Annotated in this window: 5 protein-coding genes; 4 read left to right on the top strand and 1 reads right to left on the bottom strand. The window is 73.3% G+C overall.

What is annotated here, in order from left to right:
• Nucleotides 1-27: 27 nt before the first annotated feature.
• From BLT23_RS27510 to BLT23_RS27495, 4 genes are read left to right on the top strand one after another with little or no spacing between them, the layout of a single operon-like run.
• Nucleotides 28-4,761, top strand: coding sequence for a non-ribosomal peptide synthetase (locus BLT23_RS27510; protein ID WP_090053982.1), 4,734 nt, complete (start codon nucleotides 28-30; stop codon nucleotides 4,759-4,761).
• Nucleotides 4,758-17,024, top strand: coding sequence for a non-ribosomal peptide synthetase (locus BLT23_RS27505; protein WP_090053980.1), 12,267 nt, complete (start codon nucleotides 4,758-4,760; stop codon nucleotides 17,022-17,024). Before BLT23_RS27510 ends, BLT23_RS27505 begins: the two co-directional genes overlap by 4 nt.
• A complete protein-coding gene (locus BLT23_RS27500; RefSeq protein WP_090053979.1) occupies nucleotides 17,021-23,905 on the top strand; it encodes an amino acid adenylation domain-containing protein in 6,885 nt (2,294 codons plus the stop codon). Before BLT23_RS27505 ends, BLT23_RS27500 begins: the two co-directional genes overlap by 4 nt.
• Entirely contained in the window at nucleotides 23,902-24,273 is a 372-nt protein-coding gene (locus BLT23_RS27495; protein WP_090053977.1) for a nuclear transport factor 2 family protein, read from the top strand. Before BLT23_RS27500 ends, BLT23_RS27495 begins: the two co-directional genes overlap by 4 nt.
• A gap of 94 nt (nucleotides 24,274-24,367) precedes the next feature.
• Here the strand turns inward: BLT23_RS27495 and BLT23_RS27490 are convergent, their stop codons facing one another.
• Nucleotides 24,368-24,757, bottom strand: a complete 390-nt coding sequence (locus tag BLT23_RS27490) for an HPF/RaiA family ribosome-associated protein (RefSeq protein ID WP_090053975.1) — start codon at nucleotides 24,755-24,757, stop codon at nucleotides 24,368-24,370.
• Nucleotides 24,758-24,810 lie beyond the last annotated feature (53 nt).

Below are 24,810 nucleotides of genomic sequence, written 5' to 3'. Positions count from 1 at the left end.
TCTCCGACCTTCCCAGGGGGTGCCACCGTGCTCGACGATCTGCAGACCCTGCCGTCCGTGGTAGACCGGGCCGTGCGCTCGGCACCGGACGCTCCCGCCGTCGAGTGCGACGGCGCGGTGCTGACCTACGCCGAGCTCGACGCCAGGGCCGGCCGCCTGGCCGCCGCCCTGACCGGCAGGGGCGTCGGGCCGGAGGACGTGGTGGCGGTCGCGGTGCCGCGCTCGGCCGAACTGGTCGTCGCGCTGCTCGCGATCGTCCGGGCGGGGGCGGCGTACCTGCCGCTCGACCCCGACCACCCGGCCGAGCGGACCGCGCACGTGCTGGAGGTGGCGCGGCCGTCGCTGACGCTCGGACCCGGCGAGGTGACGCGGTGGTCGGCGGAAGGCTGTGCGGAGGCGGTGCTCACGCCTCCGCTGCCCGACCACCCCGCCTACGTCATGTTCACCTCGGGCACCACCGGCAAGCCCAAGGGCGTGGTGATCACCCACCGCGGCATCCTGCGGCGGATGACCGACGTCCAGGCCCACTACCGCCTGGCGCCGGGTGACCGCGTGCTGCAGAAGACGCCGTCGGGGTTCGACCCGTCCGTCATCGAGGTCTTCCTGACCCTGGCCGCCGGGGCGACGCTCGTCATGGCCCGCCCCGGTGGCCACCGGGACCCCGCGTACCTCGCGAGGACCGTGCGCGCCGAGCGGATCACGATGATCCGGTTCGTCGCGTCGATGATCCCGCTGTTCCTGGACGAGTACCTGCGCGACGGCAGCGGCGGGCCGTTGCGGCTCGTGGCGTCGGAGGGCGAGGGACTGCCGATCGCGGTCGCGGACCGCTTCCGGGAGAGCCTCGACGTGGTGCTCTACAACGAGTACGGGCCGACCGAGGTCTCCGTCGGCGTCACGTGCCTGCCGTGCCGGGAGGTCGGGGGCGGTGGGCTCGTGCCGATCGGCCGTCCCACCGCCGGTGCGGGCATCCGGGTGCTGGACGCGCGGTTGCGGCCGGTGCCGGACGGAGAGGTCGGTGAGCTGTACCTGACCGGCGTCCAGCTCGCCCGCGGCTACCTCGGACGGCCGGGGGAGACGGCGGCGCGGTTCGTCGCCGACCCCTTCGGGGCACCGGGCGAGCGCATGTACCGCACCGGCGACCTGGGCCGCGTGCGACCGGACGGGGACCTGGACTTCGCCGGGCGCACCGACGACCAGGTGAAGATCCGCGGCTTCCGGATCGAACCCGCCGAGGTGGCGGGCGCCGTCGCGGCGCACCCGCGGGTCGGGCAGACGGCGGTGACCGTCCTGACCACCCCGGCGGGCGAGAAGACGCTGGTGGCGTACGCGGTGGCGGACGGTCCGGCGCCGGCGGAGGCCGAGGTGCGCGAGCACTGCGCGTCGATCCTGCCCGCCTACATGGTGCCGTCGGACGTCGTGTTCCTCGAAGCGTTGCCGTTGACCCCCAACGGGAAGCTGGATCAACGAGCGTTGCCGGTGCCAGTGCGCGAACGCGTGCCGCTGGGCGGGCCACCGCGAGATCCGGTGGAGGAGAGCGTCTGCGCGTTGTTCGCCGAGGTGCTCGGGGTCTCGCCGATCGGCGTGGACGACGACTTCTTCGCGCTGGGCGGGCACTCCCTCGCGGCGGCACGGCTGGTCGGCAGGCTGCGGGCGGTCGCGGGGGTCGAGGTGCCCGCGGCGATGGTGTTCGAGGCGTCCACGCCATCCGCGCTCGCGGCTGTCGCGGCGACGGCCGGTGGCGCGCGACCCGGTCCGCTTCCGGTGCCGCATCCCGCACGTCCCGCGCTCTCGGCGGCACAGCGGCGGATGTGGTTCGTGCAGCAGTCCGACCGCGGTCCCGCCTACAACGTGCCGATGGCCCTGCGTCTGCGTGGCCCGCTGGACGTCCGTGCGTTGACGGCGGCACTGAACGACGTCGTCGCGCGGCACGAGCCGTTGCGCACGATCTTCCCGGTTATCGATGACGAGCCGTACCAACGCGTTCTGGACGCGGCCGAGGTGAGACTGTCCACACCGGACGTCATGCGGCCGTTCGACCTGGAGACCGAGATCCCCGTCCGGGCGGGGCTGGTTGCCGAGGGTGAGAACGAGCACCTACTTGTTCTGGTCGTGCACCACATCGCGATGGACGGATGGTCGATCACGCCGCTGTGGCGCGACCTGGCCCACGCCTACGCCGCGCGGGTCTCCGGCCGTGCGCCGCGGTGGGCCTCGTCGCCCGTGCGGTACCTCGACTTCGCGGCCTGGCACCAGGACCTGCTGGCCCGCCACGACGACCTGACGGCGTTCTGGAAGGCCGAGCTCGCGGGCATGCCCGAGGAGATCGTGCTGCCCGCGGACCGGTCCGTGCGGTCGGCGGGTGTCCGCGAGGCGGGCGCGATCGACTTCCGCGTGGACCCGGCGGCGCACGGTGCGCTGACGGCACTGGCCCGCGAGTCGAGGGCGACGGTGTTCATGGTGCTGCGCGCCGCGCTCGCCGGGCTGCTGTCGCGGCTCGGGGCGGGCGAGGACGTGCCGGTCGGCGGGATCGTCGCCGGACGCGGGCACGAGTCGCTGGCGGACCTGGTCGGGTGCTTCGTGAACACCCTGGTGCTGCGGACCGACGTGTCGGGCGAGCCCACGTTCCGGGAGCTGCTGGCCAGGGTGCGGGAACAGGACGGCCGAGTGCACCTGCACGGCGAGCTGCCGTTCGACCGGCTGGTGGAAGAGGTGCAGCCGGTGAGGGCTCAGGGACTGCACCCGCTGTGCCAGACGTTGCTCGTGCTCCAGCCGCCCTCGGTCGTGCCGGACTTCCCCGGACTGTCCTGTGAGGACGTTCCGGTGCAGGTCGGTGCGGCCAAAGCGGACCTGGTGTTCGACTTCACCGAGGACGACGGGCTGCGCGGCACCCTCAAGTACGCCAAGGACCTGTTCGACGACGCCACGGCCCGTGCACTGGCAGGCCGGATGGTCCGTCTCCTGGAGGCGGTCGCGGTCGCCCCGGACACACCCGTGGCGGAGATCGACCTGCTGCTGCCCGGTGAGGGCGCGGCCGTACCCACTCCGCATCCGCGTGCGGCGGCGACCCTGCACGACGTCATCGCCCAGAACGCCGCACGTGCGCCGCACGCCACCGCGCTCGTCTGCGGAGAGTCCACACTGGACTACGCGGGGCTCGACCGGTGGGCCAACCACGTCGCTCACGAGCTGGTCGCGGAGGGCGTCCGGCGCGGTGACGTGGTCGGTGTCCGCCTCGAACGCGGCATCCCGCTCGTCGTGGCGGTCCTGGCGGTGCTCAAGGCAGGGGCCGCCTACACGGTCCTCGACATCGCGTTCCCCGCCGCCCGGCTGGAGGCCGTGACCGCGCTCGCCGGCGTCCGCACGGTCGTCACGACGGTGCCGGTCGGATCGGCCGACGCCCCGCCCGAGGTGACGGTGACACCGGCGGACTCGGCGTGCGTGATGTTCACGTCGGGCTCGACCGGCAGGCCCAAGGGCGTGCTGACCCCGCACGGCGCGGTGACCGGCACCCTGACCGGGCAGGACTACGTCTCGTTCGATGCGGACGAGATCTGGTTGCAGTGCTCGCCCGTGTCGTGGGACGCGTTCGCGCTGGAACTGTTCGGCGCCCTGCTGTCCGGTGCGACCTGCGTGCTGCAACCCGGCCAGTCACCGGAGCCCGAACGGATCGCGGAGCTGATCGCCGCACACGGCATCACGACCGTGCACGTGTCGGCGAGCCTGCTGAACTACCTGCTCGACGAGCACCCGGACGCGTTCACCGGCGTGCGGCAGGTGATGACCGGCGGCGAGGCGGCCTCCCCGGCACACGTGCGGAAGGCGTTGACCCGCCACCCGGACCTGCGCCTGGTCAACGGCTACTCGCCGGTCGAGAACACGATCTTCACGCTCTGCCACCGGATCGCCCTGTCCGACACCGGGCTGCGCAGCGTCCCGGTGGGCCGGGTGCTGGCGGGCAAGCGGGTGCACGTGCTGGACCGGTGGCTGCGCCCGGTGCCACCGGGCACGCCCGGCGAGCTCTACATGGCGGGCGACGGGCTGGCGCACGGCTACCTCGGGCAGGGCGGCGCGACGGCTCTGCGGTTTGTCGCGAACCCGTTCGGCGGCGGGCGGATGTACCGCACGGGCGACCTGGTGCGCCAGGGCGCGGACGGGGTCGTCGAGTTCCTCGGCCGCGCGGACGACCAGGTGAAGATCCGCGGCTTCCGGGTCGAGCCGGGTGAGGTGCGGGCGGTGCTCGCGGATCACCCGGACGTCCGGCAGGTCGAGGTCGTGGTCCGGGAGGACCGGCCCGGCGACAAGCGGCTCGTCGCGTACGTGGTCGGCAGAGCCGACGGTTTGCGGGACCACGCTCGGGCACGGCTTCCCCAGCACCTCGTGCCGTCGGCCTTCGTGGTGCTGGACGCGTTGCCCCGCACCGACACCGGCAAGCTCGACCGCCGCGCGCTCCCCGCCCCCGAGACCGTCGTCGTGGAGGGCCGTACCCCGCGCACCGCGGACGAACGGGCGCTGTGCTCGCTGTTCGCCGAAGTGCTGGGCGTGCCGTCGGTGTCCGTCGACGACGACTTCTTCCGGCTGGGCGGCCACTCGCTGCTGGTGATGCGGCTGCTCGGCCGGATTCGCCGGGAGCTGCACGCCGAACTGTCCGTCGCGACCGTGTTCGACGCACCGACCGTGGCCGACCTGGCCGACCGACTCGTCCTCGCGAAGAAGGCCAGACCCGCTCTGCGGGCGCGGGCCCGGCAAAAGGAGACGTTGTGAGCCCCCTGTCCTTCGCCCAGCGCCGGCTGTGGCTGCTGCACCGCCTCGACCCGTCGGGCGCGCTCTACAACGCCACGTACACGCTGCGCCTGCGCGGCCCGCTCGACGTGGACGCGCTGGAGGCCGCCCTGACCGACGTGGCGTGGCGGCACGAGACGCTGCGCACCGTCTTCCCGGACGTCGACGGCGAGCCGCACCAGCTCGTGCTCGACACGGTTCCGGTGCTGCACAAGGTTTCCGCGGCGGACGTGCGGGAGGCGATGGCCGAGGCGTCCGCCTGGGAGTTCGACCTCGCCGCCGGACATCCGTGGCGCCCCAGCCTGTTCCGGGTCTCCGGCCAGGACCACGTGCTGCTCTTCGTGATGCACCACATCGCCACGGACGGCTGGTCGTGGGGACCGCTCACCCGTGACCTCGCCGCCGCCTACTCCGCGCGCGTCGAAGGACGGGAGCCGGACTGGGAGCCGCTGCCCGTCCAGTACGCCGACTACACGGTGTGGCAGCAGGAGGTGCTCGGCTCGGCCGACGACCCGGACAGCGAGCTCGCGGGCCAGCTCGCCTTCTGGCGCGACGCCCTGGCCGGTCTCCCCGAGCAGATCACCCTGCCGACCGACCACCCCCGCCCGGCGGCGGCGACCCACCGCGGCGCGGCCGTCGAGGTCGTGCTGGACGCCGAGGTGAGCGCGCGGCTCTCGGACCTGGCCGCGCGGACCGGCTCGACCCTGTTCATGGTGCTGCAGGCCGGTCTGACCGGGCTGCTCTCGCGGCTCGGCGCGGGCACGGACGTCCCGCTGGGCACGGCCGTCGCCGGCCGGACCGACGAGGCGCTGGACGACCTGGTCGGGTTCTTCGTGAACACCCTCGTCCTGCGCACCGACCTCACCGGTGACCCGACGTTCCGCGACCTCGTCGAACGGGTCCGCGCGACGGACCTCGCCGCCTACGCGCACCAGGACCTGCCCTTCGAACGACTCGTGGAGGAGCTCAACCCGGAGCGCTCGAGGTCGCGGCACCCGCTGTTCCAGACCATGCTCGTCCTGCAGAACGCCCCGGAGGAGGCGCCGCGGTTCGCGGGCCTGGAGGTGGAGACCGGCTCGGTCGAGCTGCACCCGGCCAAGTTCGACCTGACCTTCGACCTGACCGAGTCGGCCGATGGCGTGCGCGGCTGGCTCACCTACGCGCTCGACCTGTGGGACGAACCGTCCGCCGCCCTGCTCGCACGCCGGTTCACGGCGCTGCTGAGCGCGTGGTCCGCGAGCCCCGGCGTGCCGCTGTCGCAGGTGGGTGTGCTGCTCGACGAGGAGCGGGAGGCGTTGGCGCGGTGGAACGACACCGCCGCCGACTACCCGCGCTCGCGGACTTTGGTGGAGTTGTTCGAGGAACGTGTCGACGCGGACTCCGCGAGCGTGGCGGTCGTGTTCGAAGGCGCGGAGGTGTCCGCGGGCGAACTGGACGCACGGGCGAACCAGGTCGCGCATCGGCTGATCGGGCGTGGGGTCCGCCGCGGGGACCTGGTCGGGGTGCTGGTGCGGCGGTCGCCCGAGTTCGTGGCGGCGATCCTCGGGGTGCTGAAGGCCGGGGCGGCCTACGTGCCGCTGGACCCGGGGCACCCGGACGACCGGATCGCTTCGGTGGCCGGGCAGGCGGGGCTGGACCTGGTGGTCACGGACGACCCGGAGCGGGTGGCCCGCGTGGTGCCGGGTGCCGGGGCCGTGGCCGCAGGTCTCGGCACCGAACCCACCACCCGTTCGTCCGTCCCCCTCACCGCCGACGACGTGGCCTGCGTGCTGTTCACCTCCGGCTCCTCCGGCGTGCCCAAGGGCGCCATGTCCTCCCACCGCGCCACCGTCCGCACCTTCTTCGGCCAGTCCTATGTGGACTTCGGTGGCGCGTGGCTGCAGTCCGCCCCCGTCTCCTGGGACGGACTGAGCCTGGAGATGTGGCCACCCCTGCTGCACGGCGGGACCTGTGTGCTCGCCCCCGGCCAGGTGCCCGACCCCGCGGTGATCGCGCGGCTCGTCGCCGAGCACGAGATCGGCACGCTGTGGATGTCGGCCGGGCTGTTCGCGGCCGTGCTCGACACGCACCCCGAGGTCTTCCAGGTCGTCCGGCAGGTGATGACCGGCGGCGAAAGCCCGTCGGTCGCGCACCTCGCCCGCGTGGTGCGGGAGTTCCCGGACGTGCGGCTGGTGCACGGGTACGGCCCGGTGGAGAGCATGGTGTTCGCCACCACGCACCAGGTCACCGAGGTCGGCGGGCCGGTGCCGGTGGGCGCGCCGGTCGCGAACACGTCCGTGCACCTGCTCGACGGCGACCTCGCCCCGGTGCCGCCCGGTGTGGCGGCCGAGATCTACCTCGGCGGGGACGGGCTCGCGCACGGCTACCTGAACCGGGCGGGCACCACGGCCGAGCGGTTCGTGGCGTGCGCCGGTGGCCGGCGGGTGTACCGCACCGGTGACGTGGGACGGTGGCGGGCGGACGGGACCGTCGAGTTCCTCGGCCGGGCCGACGACCAGGTCAAGATCCGGGGCTACCGGGTCGAGCCCGGTGAGGTCGAGGCGGCTCTGCTGGCTCATCCCGGCATCGAGCGGGCCGCGGTCGAGGTGCGGGCGGACGGGGCCACCGGCAAGCGGCTCGTCGCCTACGTCGTGGGCGACGCGGACGGGCTGCGGGAGCACCTCGCGCGGCGGCTGCCCGACTACATGGTGCCGTCGGCCGTGGTGGCGCTGGACGCGTTCCCGTTGACGCCCAACGGGAAGCTCGACCGGCGTGCGCTGCCGGAGCCCGAACGCGCGGAGAGCCGCGGACGGGCACCACGGACCGCGCGGCAGGAAGTCCTCACCGGGATCTTCGCGGACCTCCTCGGCGTGCCGGTGGTCGCGCTGGACGACGACTTCTTCGCGCTCGGCGGGCACTCGCTGCTCGCGGCCCGGCTGGTCGCGAAGGCGCGCACCGCGTTCGGCGTGGAGATGGCGCTCCGTGACGTGTTCGACCGGCCGACGCCCGCGGCGCTCGACGCGTTGCTCGACTCGCTCGGCACCGCACGGGAAGCCGTGGCGCCGAGGACTCGCCCGCGACGAATGCCGTTGTCCCACGCGCAACGCAGGCTGTGGCTCCTTGAGGACGTGCACGGCCCCAGCGCCGCCTACAACGTGCCGATCGCCTTGCGCATCAACGGTTCGCTGGACCGTGACGCGCTGCGCCTCGCCCTGGTCGACCTCGTGGAGCGTCACGAGCCGCTGCGCACGGTCTTCCCGGACCACGACGGCGAGCCGTACCAGGTCGCGCTGCCCGCGGACGTCGACCTCGTGCCGCTCGACCCCGCGAAGCTGGAGGAGGCCGCAGCCCTGCCGTTCGACGTACGCACCGAACCGCCGCTGCGCGCGTACCTCGCGGAGGAAGAGCCCGGCCGGCACGTGCTGCTGCTCGTCCTGCACCACATCGCCGCGGACGGCTGGTCTGTCGCGCCACTGCTGCGTGACCTCTCCACGGCCTACGCGGCGCGACGAGAACACGCGGCGCCGCAATGGAAAGCCCTGCCCGTCGAGTACGCCGACCACGTGCTGTGGCAGCACGACCAGGACTTCGGCGACCAGCTCGGCCACTGGCGCACGGCACTGGCCGGGCTGCCGGACGAGGCGAGCCTGCCCGCCGACCACCTGCGGCCCGCCACCCCCAGCCGGCGTGGCGGCCTGGTCACCGCGCGCACCGGTGCCGACGTGGCCGGGCTCGCGCGGGCCGCCCAGGCGACGCAGGCGATGGTCGTGCAGGCCGCGTTCGCCGCGCTGCTGTCCCGCCTCGGCGCGGGCACCGACGTGCCGGTGGGCGTGCCCGTCGCGGGCCGCGGGGACGAGGCGCTCGACGACCTCGTCGGGCTCTTCGTCAACACCGTGGTGCTGCGCAACGACGTCTCCGGCGACCCGACGTTCCGCGAGCTGCTCGACCGCGTGCGGGAGACGGGCCTGGCCGGGTACGCGAACGCCGACGTGCCGTTCGACCGCGTCGTCGAGGAGCTGAACCCGGCCCGCACGCTGGCGAGGCATCCGCTCTTCCAGGTCATGGTGGTGCTGCAGAACAACGCCGAGGGCGAGGCCGTCCTGCCCGGCTGCGTCACCGAGACCCTCGACGTGGAAAGGCACACCGCCAAGTTCGACCTCACGCTCACCCTGCACGAGACCGGTGGTGGGCTCACCTGCCACCTGGAGTACGCGACCGACCTGTTCGAGCACCGCACCGCCATCGCGCTGCTCGACCGCTACGTCCGCTTCCTCGACGCCGTGGCCGCGAACCCCGGCGCGCGTGTGTCCGAAGTGGACCTGCTGACTCCGGAAGAACGAAGCAGGATCGCGGTCGAGTGGAACGACACCGGCACCACCGGCAGCGGTGAGTGCCTGCACGAGATCTTCACCCGCCACGCCCGCGCGACCCCGGACGCGACCGCGTTGATCCACGAGAACGGCCGCACCACCTATGCGGAGCTGGATGCCCACGCGAACCGGCTCGCCCGGCACATCGACGCCGACGCGGGCGCGCTGGTGGCGATCTGCCTGCCACGGGGGCCGGAGCTGGTCGCGGCAGTGCTCGCGGTGCTCAAGCTCGGCGCCGCCTACGTGCTGCTCGACCCCGACCACCCCGTGGAGCGCCTCGCGACCCTGCTGGTCCAGGCGCGCCCTGCGGTGACGGTCGTGAACGGGCCGTCGCTGCTGGCCGAACGCCTGGCACGCCAGGCAGGTCCCGTCGTCGAAGGCCCGTCGTACCTGCCGAGCCGGCTGGTCGACGCCGGCGGCGCCGCGCACCTGAGCGCGCAACCCCTGGACCGCCCGGTGCACCCGGACGCCGCGATGTGCGTGATGTTCACGTCGGGCTCGACCGGCAGGCCCAAGGGCGTGCAGACCTCGCACCGCGCCGTCGTCGCCACCCTCACCGGCCAGGACTACGTGGCCTTCGGCGCGGACGAGGTGTGGCTGCAGTGCGCGCCGGTCTCCTGGGACGCCTTCGCGCTCGAACTGTTCGGCCCGCTGCTCTCGGGCGCGGCCTGCGTGCTGCAACCCGGCCAGTCACCGGAACCCGCGCGGATCGCCGAGCTGGTCACCGAGCACGCGGTCACGACCGTGCACCTGTCCGCGAGCCTGCTCAACTTCGTGCTCGACGAGTACCCGGACGCGCTCGCCGGTGTCCGCCAGGTGATGACCGGCGGCGAGGCGGCCTCCAAGGAGCACGTGCGCACGTTGCTGGAACGCCATCCCGGCGTGCGGCTCGTCAACGGCTACTCGCCGCTGGAGAACACCATCTTCACGCTGTGCCACCGAATCCTGCCCGAGGACTCGGCACGCCGCAGCATCCCGGTCGGCCGCCCGCTGAAGGGCAAGCGGGTCTACGTGCTGGACGAGCACCTGCGGCTGGTCCCGCCGGGCACGCCCGGTGAGCTCTACATGGCGGGCGACGGCCTCGCGCACGGCTATCTCGGCCAGGGCGCCGCCACCGCGGAACGGTTCGTGGCGTGCCCGTTCGGCGGCCGCATGTACCGCACCGGCGACCTGGTCCGCCAGGACGCCGACGGCGTCGTCGAGTTCCTCGGCCGCGCCGACGACCAGGTGAAGATCCGCGGCTTCCGGGTGGAGCCCGCCGAGGTCTCCGCCGTGCTGAACGCCCACGAGGACGTCCGGCAGGCCGAGGTCGTGGTGCTCGCCGGTCCGCGGCTCGTCGCCTACGTCGTGGGCACCGCCGACCCCGCCGCACTGCGCGCCTTCGCCGCCACCAGGCTGCCCGAGCACCTCGTGCCCTCGGCGTTCGTGGTGCTCGACGAACTGCCCCGCACCGCGAACGGCAAGCTCGACCGGGCCGCGCTGCCCGTTCCCGAGATCACCACCGCCGCGGGCCCCGCCGCGAGGACGCCGCGCCAGCAGATCCTCTGCGGCGTCTTCGCCGGACTGCTCGGCCTGCCGGAGGTGTCGCCGGACGACGACTTCTTCGCGCTGGGCGGGCATTCGCTGCTGGTCGCCCGGCTGGTCGCCAAGGTGCGGTCGGTTCTGGGCGTGGAACTCGCGATGCGCGACGTCTTCCGCACGCCGACCGTGCGCGGCCTGGACGCCCGCGTCGACTCCCTCGCGCAGGCACGCCCGTCCGTGCGGGCAGGGGAACGACCGGAGCGGCTGCCGCTCTCGGCCGCCCAGCGGCGCCTGTGGTTCCTCAACCGCATGCAGGGCGAGGGAACGACCTACCACGTGCCGATCGCCCGGCGGCTGCGCGGACCGCTCGACACCGCCGCGTTGCAGGCGGCGCTCGGGGACGTCCTCGCCCGTCACGAGGTGCTGCGCACGGTCTTCCCGGACACCGGCGGCGTGCCCGAGCAGGTCGTGCTGCCCGACACCGAGGTGGCGCTGGACCTGATCCGCTGCGACACGGCCGAGCTGGACGACCTGCTCGCGGCCGAGTCGGCCAGGGAGTTCGACCTCGCGACCGACCTGCCGTTGCGGGCCAACCTGTTCCGTCTGTCCGAAGAGGACAACGTGCTGCTGGTGGTCATGCACCACATCGTCACCGACGGCTGGTCGTGGGGGCCGCTGCTGCGCGACCTCGGCCACGCCTACGACGCCCGCAGGGCCGGGGTGGAACCGGACCTGCCGCCGCTCGCCGTGCAGTACGCGGACTACGCGCTGTGGCAGCAGGACCTCGACCTCGGCGGGCAGGTCGAGCACTGGCGCACGGCGCTCGCCGGCCTGCCGGAGGAGATCGCGCTGCCCGCCGACCGGCCGCGGCCTGAGACCCCGAGCCACTGCGGCGAGCAGCTGGCGGTGCGGCTCGGCGCCGAGGTGCACCGCCGCCTGCTCACCATCGCCAGGGAGTGCGACGCGACGGTGTTCATGGTCGTGCAGGCCGCGCTGGCGCTGATGCTGTCGCGGCTCGGCGCGGGCACGGACGTCCCGCTGGGCACCGCGGTGGCGGGCCGCACCGACGAGGCGCTGGACGACCTGGTCGGGTTCTTCGTCAACACCCTGGTGCTGCGCACCGACCTGGCGGGCGACCCCACGTTCCGCGAGCTGGTCGGCCGGGTCCGCGAGACCGACCTGGCCGCGTACGCCAACCAGGACGTGCCCTTCGACCAGGTCGTCGAGGAGCTGAACCCGGTCCGCTCCCCGGCGCGGCACCCGCTGTTCCAGGTGTTCGTCACGGTCCAGCCCGCGGCACCGGCCGCCGCACTGTCCGGACTGGACGGTGAGGAGGTGGACATCGCGGTCACCGCCGCGAAGTTCGACCTCGCGCTGATGCTGACCGAGACCGCGGACGACGACGGCCCGTCCGGCATCACCGGCACGCTGGAGTACGCGGCGGACCTGTTCGACCGCGCCACGGCCGAGACGCTGGTCGAGCGGTTCGAACGGGTGGCGGCCGGTCTCGACCCGGAGGTGCGGGTCTCCCGGGCGGAGGTGCTGTCCGCCGGTGAACGCGAGGCCCTGGCCCGGTGGAACCGCACGAGCGCCGACTACCCGCGCGACCGGTCCCTGGTCGGCCTCTTCGAGGAGCAGGCAGAGCTGCGGCCCGGCGCGGTGGCGCTCGTCTTCGGCGAGGAACGTGTCACGTTCGCGGAGCTCGACGCGTGGGCGAACCAGGTGGCGCACAAGGTCCTCGAACACGGTGCCGGCCGCGGCGACCTCGTCGGTGTGCTGGTCGAGCGGTCGCCGGCGTTCGTCGCCGCGCTGCTGGGCGTGCTCAAGACCGGCGCGGCCTACGTGCCGCTCGACCCGACGCACCCGGTGGCGCGCGTCGCCGACGAGGCAGGACTGGACCTGGTGGTCAGCCACCCGTCCGTCGCGGGCCTGCTGCCCGGCCACCTGGACGTGGTCCGCGTGGACGACGTCGCGGGCGAGTCGGCGACCAGGCCGGGCTTCCCGGTCGGCGGCGACGACGTGGCGTGCGTGATGTTCACCTCCGGCTCGTCGGGCGTGCCGAAGGGCGTCGTCACGACCCACCGCGCGGCCGTGCGGATGTTCTTCGGGCAGGAGTTCGCCTCGCCGGGAGGGACCTGGCTTCAGGTGGCGCCCGTGGCGTGGGACGCGGCGGCGTACGAGCTGTGGCAGCCGCTCGTGCACGGCACGACGTGCGTGCTCGCTCCGGGGCAGGTGCCCGATCCGGCGCTGATCGCCGAGCAGGTCGTCCGGCACGGCGTCACCAGGATGTTCCTGTCGGCGGGCCTGTTCGCCGCGCTGGCCGACACCCACCCCGAGGTGTTCGGGCACCTGCGCGAGGTCAGCACCGGCGGTGACGCCGCGTCGCCCGCGCACCTGGCCCGCGTCCGGCGCGACTGGCCGGACCTGCGGCTGGTGAACGGGTACGGTCCCGTGGAGAGCATGGTCTTCGCGACCACGCACCGGATCACCGAGGTGGACGGCCCGGTGCCCATCGGCGCGCCGATCGGCCACACCACCGTGCACGTCCTGGACGAGCACCTGAACCCGGTGCCGCCCGGTGTCGCGGGGGAGATCTACGTCGGGGGCGACGGCCTCGCCCTCGGCTACCTCGGCCGGCCGGGTGCGACCGCCGAACGGTTCGTCGCCTGTGCGGGCGGACGCCTGTACCGGACCGGTGACCTCGGCCGGTGGACCGCGGACGGGGTCGTGGAGTTCCTCGGCCGCGCCGACGACCAGGTCAAGATCCGCGGCTACCGGGTCGAGCCCGGCGAGATCGAGGCGGCGCTGACGCGGCACGACCGGATCGCCCGCGCGGTCGTGGTCGTGCGGGACGAACCGGTGGTCGGCAAGCGCTTGCTCGCGTACGTCGTGCCGGTGGCGGGGGAGCAGGTGACCCCCGAAGAGGCCCGCGAGCACGTCGGCGCGGTGCTGCCCGCGTTCATGGTCCCCGCGGTCGTGACGGTGATGGACGAGCTCCCGCTGACCCAGAACGGCAAGGTCGACCGCGGGGCGTTGCCCGCACCCGTCGTGGCGGTGGGCGGTGGCGCGCCCCGCAACGCCCGCCAGGAGGTGCTCTGCGGGATCTTCGCCGACCTGCTCGGAACTCCGAAGGTGGGCGTGCACGACGACTTCTTCGCCCTCGGCGGGCACTCCTTGCTCGCCGCCCGGCTGGTGGCGCGCGTCCGCGTCGCGTTCGACACCGAGATCGCGCTGCGCGAGGTGTTCGACGCGCCGACCGTCGCCGCGCTGGAGGCCCGCCTCGACACCGGACGCCGTGCCAGGGAACGGGTCACGCCCGCCGAACGGCCGGTCGAGCTGCCCGTGTCCTCGGCGCAGCAACGGTTGTGGGCGGTCGAACAGGTCCAGCGACCCGGTGCCGCCTACCACGTGCCGATCGCCCTGCGCCTGACCGGCGACCTCGACGTGCCCGCCCTGCGTGCCGCGTTCGACGACGTGGTGGGCAGGCACGAGGCGCTGCGGACGGTGTTCCGCCAGCGCGACGGCGTGGTGCACCAGGAGGTGCTGCCGGTGGCGGTCGACTTCGCCGAGTCGTCCGGCACCGTCGAGGAGGAGTCCCGCCGCCCGTTCGACCTCACCGCGAGCCCGTTGCGGGTCAGGCTGTTCCGCACCGGCGACCGCGAGCACGTGCTGCTCGTCGTGGTGCACCACATCGCGGCCGACGGCTGGTCGATGCGGCCACTGCTGACCGGCCTCGCCGAGGCGTACGCGGCCCGCGCCGACGGCCAGGCTCCACAGTGGACGCCGCTGCCGGTCCAGTACGCGGACTACGCCCTGTGGCAGCAGCGCAACCCCGGTGACGAGCAGCTCGCCCACTGGCGCGAGGCCCTCGCCGGGCTGCCGGAGGAGGCGACCCTGCCTGCCGACCGGCCCCGTCCCGCCAGACCCTCGCACCAGGGCGACGTCGTGCCGTTCACGGTCGGCGCGGACCTGCACCGCGACCTCACCGCGCTGGCCCGCACGTCCGGCGTCACCTCGTTCATGCTGCTGCGCGCCGCGTTCGCCGCCCTGCTCTCCCGGCTCGGCGCGGGCACCGACGTCCCGCTCGGCACGCCGGTCGCGGGGCGCTCCGACGAGGTGCTCGACGACCTGGTCGGGTTCTTCGTCAACACCCTGGTGCTGCGGACCGACCTGTCCGGCGACCCGACGTTCGCCGAGCTGCTCGACCGGGTCCGCGAGCACGACCTCGCCGCCTACGACCACCAGGACCTGCCGTTCGAACGGCTGGTGGAGGAGCTGAACCCGGCCCGCACCACGGCCAGGCACCCGCTGTTCCAGGTGATGGTCGTGCTGCAGAACAACGCCGAGGGCGAGCTCACCCTGCCGGGCCTGGAGGTCGAGGCGCTGCGCACGGACACCGGTGCGGCGAAGTTCGACCTCACTCTCGGCCTGCGGGAGTCGTTCGCCGAGGACGGCACACCCGCCGGCCTGGTGGGCGAGCTGGAGTACGCCACCGAGCTGTACGACCGCCCCACTGCCGAGGCGGTCGTGACCAGGCTCGTCCGCTTGCTGACCGCGGTCGCCGACGATCCCGGCGCACCTCTGTCCACAGTGGACGTCATGGACGCGGACGAGCTCCGCACCGTGACGGTCGAGTGGAACTCGTCCGGCGAGAGCCCGCACCGCGACGCCACCCTGCCGCGGCTCATGACCGGACGGCCGGACGCCGTGGCGCTGGTCGACGACCACGAGACCGTCACCTACGCCGAACTGCACGCCCGCGCGAACCGGCTCGCCCGGCGCCTGGTGGAGCAGGGCGCCGAGATCGGGGACACGGTCGCGGTGTGCCTGCCGCGCGGCGTGGACCTCGTCGTCGCGATCCTGGCCGTGCTCAAGGCAGGCGCCGCGTACGTCCTGCTCGACCCGGACCACCCCGCCGACCGCAGGCAGGCGTTGCTCGACCAGGCAGGACCGGTGTTCGTGCTGGAGGACGCCGAGGGCGGCCACCACGCCTCCGGCGACTTCACCCGCGCGTTCACCGCGGACAGCCCGGCGTGCGTCATGTTCACCTCCGGCTCCACGGGACTGCCCAAGGGCGTCGTCGTGTCGCACCGGGCGCTGGTCACGACGCTGACCGGCCAGGACTACGTGAGCTTCAGCCCGGACTCGGTCTGGCTCCAGTGCTCACCGGTGTCCTGGGACGCGTTCGCCCTGGAGCTCTTCGGACCTCTGCTCTCCGGCGCTACCTGCGTGCTGCAACCCGGACAGACCCCGGAGCCGGCGCAGATCGCGCGGCTGGTCGCACGGCACGGCGTCACCTCGCTGCACGTGTCGGCCAGCCTCCTCAACTTCCTCGTCGACGAGACGCCCGAGGTGTTCGACGGCGTCCGCGAGGTGATGACCGGCGGCGAACCCGCCTCGGTCCCGCACCTGCGGACGTTGCTCGACCGGCGTCCCTCCCTGCGGGTCGTGAACGGCTACTCGCCGCTCGAGAACACCATCTTCACGCTGTGCCACACCGTGGAGCTCCGCGACCTGGAGCGGGTGAGCGTGCCGGTGGGACGGCCGGTCACCGGCAAGCGGGTGTTCGTGCTCGACCGCCGGCTGCGGCCGGTCCCGCCGGGCACCCCCGGTGAGCTGTACATGGCGGGAGACGGTCTAGCGCACGGTTACCTGGGCCAGACCCCTGCCACGGCGCAAAGGTTCGTCGCCAACCCGTACGGCGCGCCGGGCGAGCGGATGTACCGCACGGGAGACCTGGTCCGCCAGGACCGCGACGGCGTGGTGCACTTCCTCGGCCGCGCCGACGAGCAGGTCAAGATCCGCGGCTTCCGGATCGAGCCCGGCGAGGTGCGGGCCGTGCTCGCCAATCATCCCGGTGTGCGGCAGGCCGAGGTGGTCGTCCGCGAGGACACCCCAGGGGACAAGCGGCTCGTCGCGTACGTCGTCGGCGAGGCGGACGGCCTGAGGGAGTTCGCCGCGCGGCAGCTGCCCGATTACCTCGTGCCGGCCGCGATCGTCGCGCTGGAGTCGTTGCCGCGCACGCCGAACGGGAAGCTCGACCGTGCCGCCTTGCCCGCCCCGGACGTGCGCAGCGTCGCCGGTCGTGCGCCGCGCACCCCGCACGAAGAGGTGCTCTGCGGCCTGTTCGCCGAGCTGCTGAACGCGCCCGACGTGACCGCGGACGACGACTTCTTCGCGCTGGGCGGCCATTCGATCCTGGTGATGCGCCTGGTGAGCCGCGTGCGGTCGGTCTTCGGCGCGGAACTGGCCGTGCGCACCGTGTTCGAGCACCCGACGGTCGCGGGCCTGGCCGCCCAGCTGCCGGTGGCCGCCTCCCGTCCCGCTCCGAGGCCCGTGCTGCGGGCCCGTCCGAGGTCCAAGGAGACGTTGTGATCCCCCTGTCGTTCGCCCAGCAGCGGCTGTGGTTCCTCGATCGGCACGAGGGCACCGGCGCCGCCTACAACATCCCGGTCGCCGTCCGCCTGCACGGCACGCTCGACACCGAGGCCCTGGAGCGCGCGCTCACCGACGTGGTCCTGCGGCACGAGGCGTTGCGCACCACGTTCCCGAGCAAGGACGGCCTGCCGTACCAGGAGATCCTGGACGACGCGAAGGTCGTGCTCGCCGCGCTCGAACCCGGCGACCCGGCCGCGCTGAGCCGGGCGGCGCGAACGGCCTTCGACCTCGCCGCCGAGCCGCCGTTGCGCGCCCACCTGCTCCGGGAGGGACCGCTCGACCACGTGCTGCTGCTGGTGATGCACCACATCGTCAGTGACGGCTGGTCGCTCGGGCCGTTGCTGCGCGACCTCGCGGCCGCGTACACGGCGCGGGTGGCGGGGGAGGAGCCGGACTGGGAGCCGTTGCCGGTCCAGTACGCGGACTACACGTTGTGGCAGCAGGACCTGCTCGGGTCCCCCGACGACCCGGCGAGCCTGGTCAGCGCCCAGCTGGCGCACTGGCGGACGAGACTCGCCGGGCTGCCGGAGGAGATCGTGCTGCCGGTCGACCGTCCGCGTGACGCGGGCACCGGCACCGCGGGCAGGGTGGTCGGCGCCGTGCTGGACGCCGGTACGGCACGAGGACTCGCCGCCCTGGCGGAGGAGTCCGGCGCGACGCTGTTCATGGTCGCGCAGGCCGCTTTCGCCGCGTTGCTCGCCCGCAGCGGCTCCGGTGAGGACGTCCCGATCGGCACGGTCGTCACCGGCAGGGACGAGGAGGCGTTGGACGACCTGGTCGGGTTCTTCGTCAACACCCTGGTGCTGCGGGTGGACCTGTCCGGCGACCCGTCGTTCCGCGCGCTGCTCGGCAGGGTGCGCGAGGAGTCGCTGGACGCCTACGGCAACCAGGACCTGCCGTTCGACCGCCTGGTGGAGGAGCTGAACCCGGTGCGCGCACCGGGCAGGCACCCGTTGTTCCAGGTGATGGTGCTGGCCGGGTCCGACGACGCGGCGAGCCTCGCGCTGCCCGGCCTCACCGCCACCGTCGAGCCGATGGGGCAGGGCGAGGTGAAGTTCGACCTCACCCTGTCGCTGGACGAGGGCCGCGACGGCGTGAGGTGCTCACTGGAGTACCTCACCGGTCTGTTCGACGACGCGACCGCCGAGATGCTGCTGGCACGCCTGGTGCGGCTGCTGGACCAGGCCGCCGCCGACCCGGACCGGTCGTTGTGGGACCTCGACGTGCTGTCCGCCGAGGAACGCGCGGCGGCGCTGTCGACGACGGAGACACCGGCACCTCCTCTGACGGTGCACCGGCTGTTCAGCCTTCAGGCCGCGCGCACCCCGCACGCCGTGGCGCTCGTGTCGGGTGACGAGGAAGTGAGCTACGCGTCACTGGAGGCCGAGTCCGAGGCCCTCGCCGGTTTCCTGGTGTCGCAGGGAGTCCGGCGCGGCGACATCGTCGGAGTCCACATCGGACGCGGCGTGGGCATGGTGACCGCGTTGCTCGCCGTCCTGAAGGCGGGCGGCGCGTACCTGATGCTCGACGTCGGCTTCCCGCCGGCGCGGCTCGCGTCGATGGTCGCGTCGCTGCCGGTGCGGCTCGTGCTGACCGACCGGCCGTTCGACGCCGGCGTGCCGGTGGTGGAGCTGGACCAGGTGCGGCCGATGCCGTTCCTGGCACCGGACACCGGCCCGGACGACCTGGCGTGCGTCATGTTCACCTCCGGCTCCACCGGTGCCGCCAAGGCCGCCGCCGCACCACATCGGGCGCTGACCGGCACGCTCGTCGGTCAGCGGTACGCGGGATTCGGTCCCGGCGAGGTGTGGCTGCAATGCGCCTCGGTGTCGTGGGACGCCTTCGCCACCCAGCTGCTCGGGCCGTTGCTCGCGGGCGGGACGTCCGTGCTCTACCCCGGTCAGCGGCCGGAACCCGCCGTCGTCGCCCAGCTCGTGGTGCGCCACGGCGTGACCGTGCTGGACGCGTCGGCGAGCCTGTTCAACCACCTCTGGGACACCAGCCCGGAGATCTTCTCCGGCCTGCGCTGGGCGCTGACCGGCGGCGAGGCGGCGTCCGCCGTCCACGTGCGGTCGGTGCTGGCCGCCGTGCCGGGCATCGGTGTGGTCAACGGCTACGGGCCGGTCGAGAGCATGGGGTTCACCACGTCGTTCACCGTGCCGTCCGGCTGGGACGGGGCCGTGGTGCCGATCGGAACCCCGTTGCGGGGCAAGACCGCCCTGGTGCTGGACCACCGGATGGCGCTCGTGCCGGTCGGCGCGGCGGGGGAGCTGTACGTCGGCGGAGAAGGCTTGGCCTACGGCTACCTCGGGCGGCCGGGACTGACCGCCGCACGGTTCGTGGCCTCGCCGTTCGGGGCCGGGGCGAGGCTGTACCGCACGGGAGACCTGGTCCGCCGCCGCGCCGACGGCACGCTGACCTATCTCGGCCGCGCCGACGACCAGGTGAAGATCCGCGGTTTCCGGGTCGAGCCCGCCGAGATCGAGGCGGTGCTCACTTCCCACCCGGACGTGACGGCCGCGGCCGTGGTGGCCCGTGAGGACGTGGGCGGCAAAAGACTCGTCGCCTACGTCGTCGGTGCCGCGGGGAACCTCCGGGCGCACGTGGCGGAGCGGCTGCCCGACCACATGGTGCCCGCCGCGTTCGTGGAGCTCGACGCGCTCCCCCTGACTCCCAACGGGAAGCTGGACCGCCGCGCGTTGCCCGCGCCGACCTGGACCACGGGTGGCTCGCAGCCCCGCACTCCCCGCCAGGAGATCCTGTGCGGGCTGTTCGCCAAGGTGCTCGGACTCCCGGCGGTCGGTCTCGACGACGGGTTCTTCGACCTCGGCGGGCACTCGCTGCTCGCGGCCAGGCTGCTCGCCTCGATCCGCACGGTGTTCGGCGTCGAGCTCGGCATCCGCGTGCTGTTCCGCGACCCCACGCCCCGCGGCCTCGACGGTCACCTGGACGGCGGGCCCGCGGTGCGTGCCGCGGTTCGCCCGGGGCAGCGGCCGGACCGGGTGCCGCTGTCGTCGGCCCAGCTCGGCGTCCGGCTCGCGATGGAGGTCGCGGACCACGCCTACACCGCCCCGCACGCGTTGCGGTTGCGCGGAGAGCTCGACCTGGCCGCGCTGCGGGCCGCGTTGCTCGACGTGGTGGACCGGCACGAGGCGCTGCGGACGGTGTTCCCCGAGGACGACCAGGGCTGGCACCAGGTCGTGCGGCCGGCGGACGAGCTGGTGTTCGAGGTCGAGGACTGCGCAGGGGAATCGCTGGACGACACCCTGGCCGCACTGGTGACGCGGCCGTTCGACCTCGCGTCGGAGCTGCCGTTGCGCGTCCACGTGTTGCGCGTCGATGCCCGCGATCACGTGTTGCTGCTGGCACTGCACCACATCGCCACGGACGGCTGGTCGACCGGCGTGCTGCTGCGCGACCTCGCTTCGGCCTACCGCGCTCGCGTCACCGGCACGGCACCGGACTGGCGGCCGTTGCCGATCCAGTACCCGGACCACACCCTGCGGCAGGAGACCACGTTCGACGACTCGCTCGAGTTCTGGGCGTCCACTTTGGAGGGTGCCCCGGACGAGCTGCGTCTCCCCGTCGACCGCCCGCGTCCGGTGGTGTCGGAGAACATCGGCGACGAGGTCCGCGCACACGTCGGACCGTCTACCCACCAGGGCCTGGTCGCGTTGGCACGCGCCAACAACGCGACGGTGTTCATGGCGCTGCACGCGGTCGTGGCCACGTTGCTCGCGAAGCTGGGCGCGGGCACGGACATCGTGCTCGGCACCGTCGTCGCCGGCCGCGGCCCCGAGGACCTGGACGACCTCGTCGGCCTCTTCGTGAACACGCTGGCGCTGCGCGTCGACCTGTCCGGCGACCCGGACTTCGCCACGGTCCTGCGCCGCGTCCGCGAAGCCGACCTGGCCGCATACGCGCACCAGGACGTGCCGTTCGACCGCGTCGTCGAGCGGGTCAACCCGGAGCGGTCGAGCACCCGGCACCCGCTGTTCCAGGTGTCGCTCGCCCTGCAGGACGGTGTGGACGGCGTGGAGGACGACTCGCTCGGCCTGCCCGGCGTGGACGTGAGCACGGTCCGGACCACCACCGGCGGCGCGAAGCTCGACCTGTCACTGGGCTTCGGGCAGAGCGACACCGGACTGCAGGTGGTCCTCGAGTACGCCGTCGACCTGTGGGACCGGACCGGCGCCGAGACCCTGCTGGCCCGGCTCGTCCGCCTGGTCGAGGCGGTCGTCGCCGACCCCTCGGCGCCGCTGAGCCGGGTCGAGGTGCTGACCGACGCGGAGCGGGACACCGTGCTGCACCGCTGGAACGACACGGCCGTCGAGCACGACGTGACCCGGCCGGTGCACGAGCAGATCGCCGAGGTCGCGCGCCGCACCCCCGACGCGCCCGCGGTCGTGGCGCACGACGGCACGCTCACCTACCGGGAGCTGGACGAGCGGGCCAACAGGCTCGCGCACCACCTGATCGCACTTGGCGCGCGACGCGGCACCGTGGTCGGCGTCTGCACGGACCGAGACAGCAGCAGCATCCTGGCGTTGCTGGCGGTGCTGAAGAGCGGGGCGGCGTACCTGCCCGTCGACACCACCTACCCGGCGGAACGGCTGCGCTACATGCTCGCCGACGCCGGGGCGCCGGTGGTGGTGACGCAGCGGCGGTTCGCGCACCTCGTGGAGTCGAGCGACGCGGCGAAGGTGGTGCTGGACGCGGGGGTGCCGGACGGCGGTCCCGTGAGCGCACCGGCCGTCACCACCCACCTCCGCGACGCCGCCTACGTCATCTACACCTCAGGCTCCACCGGCCGTCCGAAGGGCGTCGTCGTCGAGCACCGTGCCTTCGCCTACCAGACGGCCTGGCTCGTCCCCGCCCTCGGACTCGTCCCGTCCGACCGCTCCAGCTACCTGTCCGCGCAGGGCTTCGACGCGGCGGTGGCGGAGATCTGGCCCACCCTCGTCTCCGGTGCGGCTCTGCACCTGCCCGCGCAGCACGTGCTGGAGGACACCGAGGCACTGGCCGAGTGGATCAGGGACAGCCGCATCACCGTCTCCTCCCTCGCCACACCGCGGCTGGAAGCGATGCTGGACGAGCCGGCGCTGGCCGCCTCCGAGGTACGCGTCATGCACACCGGCGGCGACGCGCTGCGCCGCCGTCCGTCCACCGGCATGCCGTTCGAGCTGTACAACCTCTACGGACCGACGGAATGCACGGTGAACTCGACGTGCGGCCTGGTGCTGCCCGGCGCGGACACCGACCTGCCCGACATCGGCACACCGATCGACAACTACCGCGCCTACGTGCTCGACGACGACCTGCGGCCGGTGCCGCCCGGTGTGGTCGGCGAGCTCTACATCGGCGGCGAAGGGCTGGCCCGCGGCTACCTGGGCAAGCCCGCGCTGACCGCGACCCGGTTCGTCGCCGCGCCGCGGGGCCGGATGTACCGGACCGGCGACCTGGTGCGCTGGCTGCCGGACGGCCGGCTCGCCTTCCACGGCCGTGCCGACCAGCAGGTGCAGCTGCGCGGCCTGCGCATCGAGACCGGTGAGATCGAGGCGGCGCTGTGCGCGCTGCCGGAGGTCGCGCAAGCGGCGGTGATCGTGCGGGACGACCGGCTGGTCGCCTACCTCGTCGCCCCGGACGGCCTGGACGCGGCGGCGACCAAACGGGCGCTCGCCGAGTTCCTGCCGCGGTACATGGTGCCCGAGGCGTTCGTCGTGCTGCCCGCGTTGCCGTTGACCCCCAACGAGAAGCTCGACCGCAAGGCCCTGCCGGCGCCGGAGGTCGTGACCACCGAGGCACGTCAGCCCGCGACAGTGCTGGAGGCGACGCTCTGCGCGTTGTTCGCCGAGGTGCTGGGCCGCGACCGGGTTGGCCCGGACGACGGGTTCTTCGACCTCGGAGGCCACTCACTGCTGGCGGCCAAGCTGGTCAGCAGGATTCGCGCGGAGCTGGGGGTGCGCCCGGACCTGCGGCTGCTCTTCGACGCACCGAGCCCGGCCGCGCTGGCCGAGCAACTGGGCACGTCCGAGGCGAGCGACCCGCTCGGCGCGCTGATCCCGTTGCGCACCGGCGGCGACCTCGCACCGCTGTTCTGCGTCCACCCCGGCGCGGGCATCGGCTGGGAGTACTTCGGCCTGCTGCCGCACCTCGACCCGCGCCGCCCGGTGTACGCGTTGCAGGCACGCGGCCTGACGGACCCGTCGGCCATGCCCGGCAGCGTCGCGGAGATGGCCGCCGACTACGCCGGCCTGGTCAGGAGCGTCCAGCCGGACGGCCCCTACCACCTGCTCGGCTGGTCGTTCGGCGCGGTCGTCGCGCACGAGATGGCCGCACAGCTGGAGGACGTCGGCCTGCTGGCCCTGCTCGACGGCTACCCCGAGACCGGCGACCACCCGGAGGTCTCGCCGGACGACCCGGACCTGCTGACCCCGCTGCTCGCCTCCCTCGGCTACGAGGCCGAGGTCGCCTCCCGCGAGGAGTTCGACGAGGTGATCCGCGACCAGACCGGTCCGCTGGCCGCCTTCAGCGGCGCCGCGCTGCCCGAGGTGTTCGCGGCCAACGTCAACCTCCACAACCGGCACGAGCCGTCACCGCTCACCGCCCGCGCGCTCGTCTTCGAGGCCACGCAGGGCAAGTCCCCGTCCGACCCCACCCCGGCCTCGTGGCTGCCGCACCTCGGCGGCCACGTCGAGATCCACCCCGTGCACAGCACCCACGGCGGTATGACCGCCCGCCGGCCTCTGGCGGCCATCGGCGCCGTCCTGTCCGCCCACTTGTCCGCTCATCCGTCCAGCGAGGAGCCCCGCCCATGACCGCCGTCCTGAACACCGCCCACGTCACCTCCGTCCACCGCTACTACGAGCTCGTCGACGCGGGCGACGTGGCGGGCCTGGTCAACATGTTCAGCCCGGACGCCACCTACCGCCGCCCCGGCTACGCACCGATGGTCGGCCACGACGAGATGAGCGCCTTCTACGGCGGCGCGCGCGTCATCCGCGAGGGCCGCCACACCATCGACAAGGTCGTGGAGAGCACGAACGAGGTCGCGGTCTACGGCAGGTTCGCCGGCGTCCTGCACGACGGCAGCAACGTAGACCTGAGGTTCTCCGACTTCTTCGAGTTCACCGACGACGGCCGGTTCGCCCGCCGCGACACGTTCTTCTTCGCGCCGCTGGTCTGAACTCCCCGGCCTGACGGCCCGCCTCTGCGGGCCGTCACAGGTCGCGCGGGTTGAGGACCGTGCCCATGAGGGCTGCGGCGTCCTGTCGCCTTGGTCAGTCCCGAGACTCGTTCTCGATCCCGCTGACCGGCTCGAGGTCCTCCGGCGCGGGCATGTGGCGGATGCTGTCACTGCCCTTGTGGTCGTGGGCGCGGCTGTACCGGGAATCCAGCACCCGCCCCAGCTTCTGCGCCGCCCCGGCGTAGGCGTCGTCCACAGTGGTCGCGTGATGGGTGACCGCGACCGGCTGCTTGCCTCCCGGGCGCGCCTCGATGACGCACTTCTTGTCTTCCGGCTTGCTGCCCCCGTCCTCACTGAGGTGCACTTCCACGCGGGTCAGCCATCCGCTGAACCGGGACAGGCCGCTCTCCAGGTCCGTGGTCACATAGGTGGCCAGCCGTTCGCCACCGTGGATGTTGTGGTCGGTGTTGACCTGGATCTGCATGAGCACCCTCCAGAACGGTACGGAAACGGTCCTGGTCGATACCACGGGAGCGG

The organism is Lentzea fradiae (assembly GCF_900100955.1).
GTDB classification, from domain to species: Bacteria; Actinomycetota; Actinomycetes; order Mycobacteriales; family Pseudonocardiaceae; genus Lentzea; species Lentzea fradiae.
The sequence above is the reverse complement of the archived record's forward strand: the minus strand, read 5'-3'. Positions and strand labels throughout refer to the sequence as shown.

What these genes read in the sequence shown, in the direction of transcription:
- BLT23_RS27490 (WP_090053975.1), bottom strand. Translation starts at nt 24,757, where the DNA reads ATGCAGATCCAGGTCAACACCGACCACAACATCCACGGTGGCGAACGG.
- BLT23_RS27495 (WP_090053977.1), top strand. Translation starts at nt 23,902, where the DNA reads ATGACCGCCGTCCTGAACACCGCCCACGTCACCTCCGTCCACCGCTAC.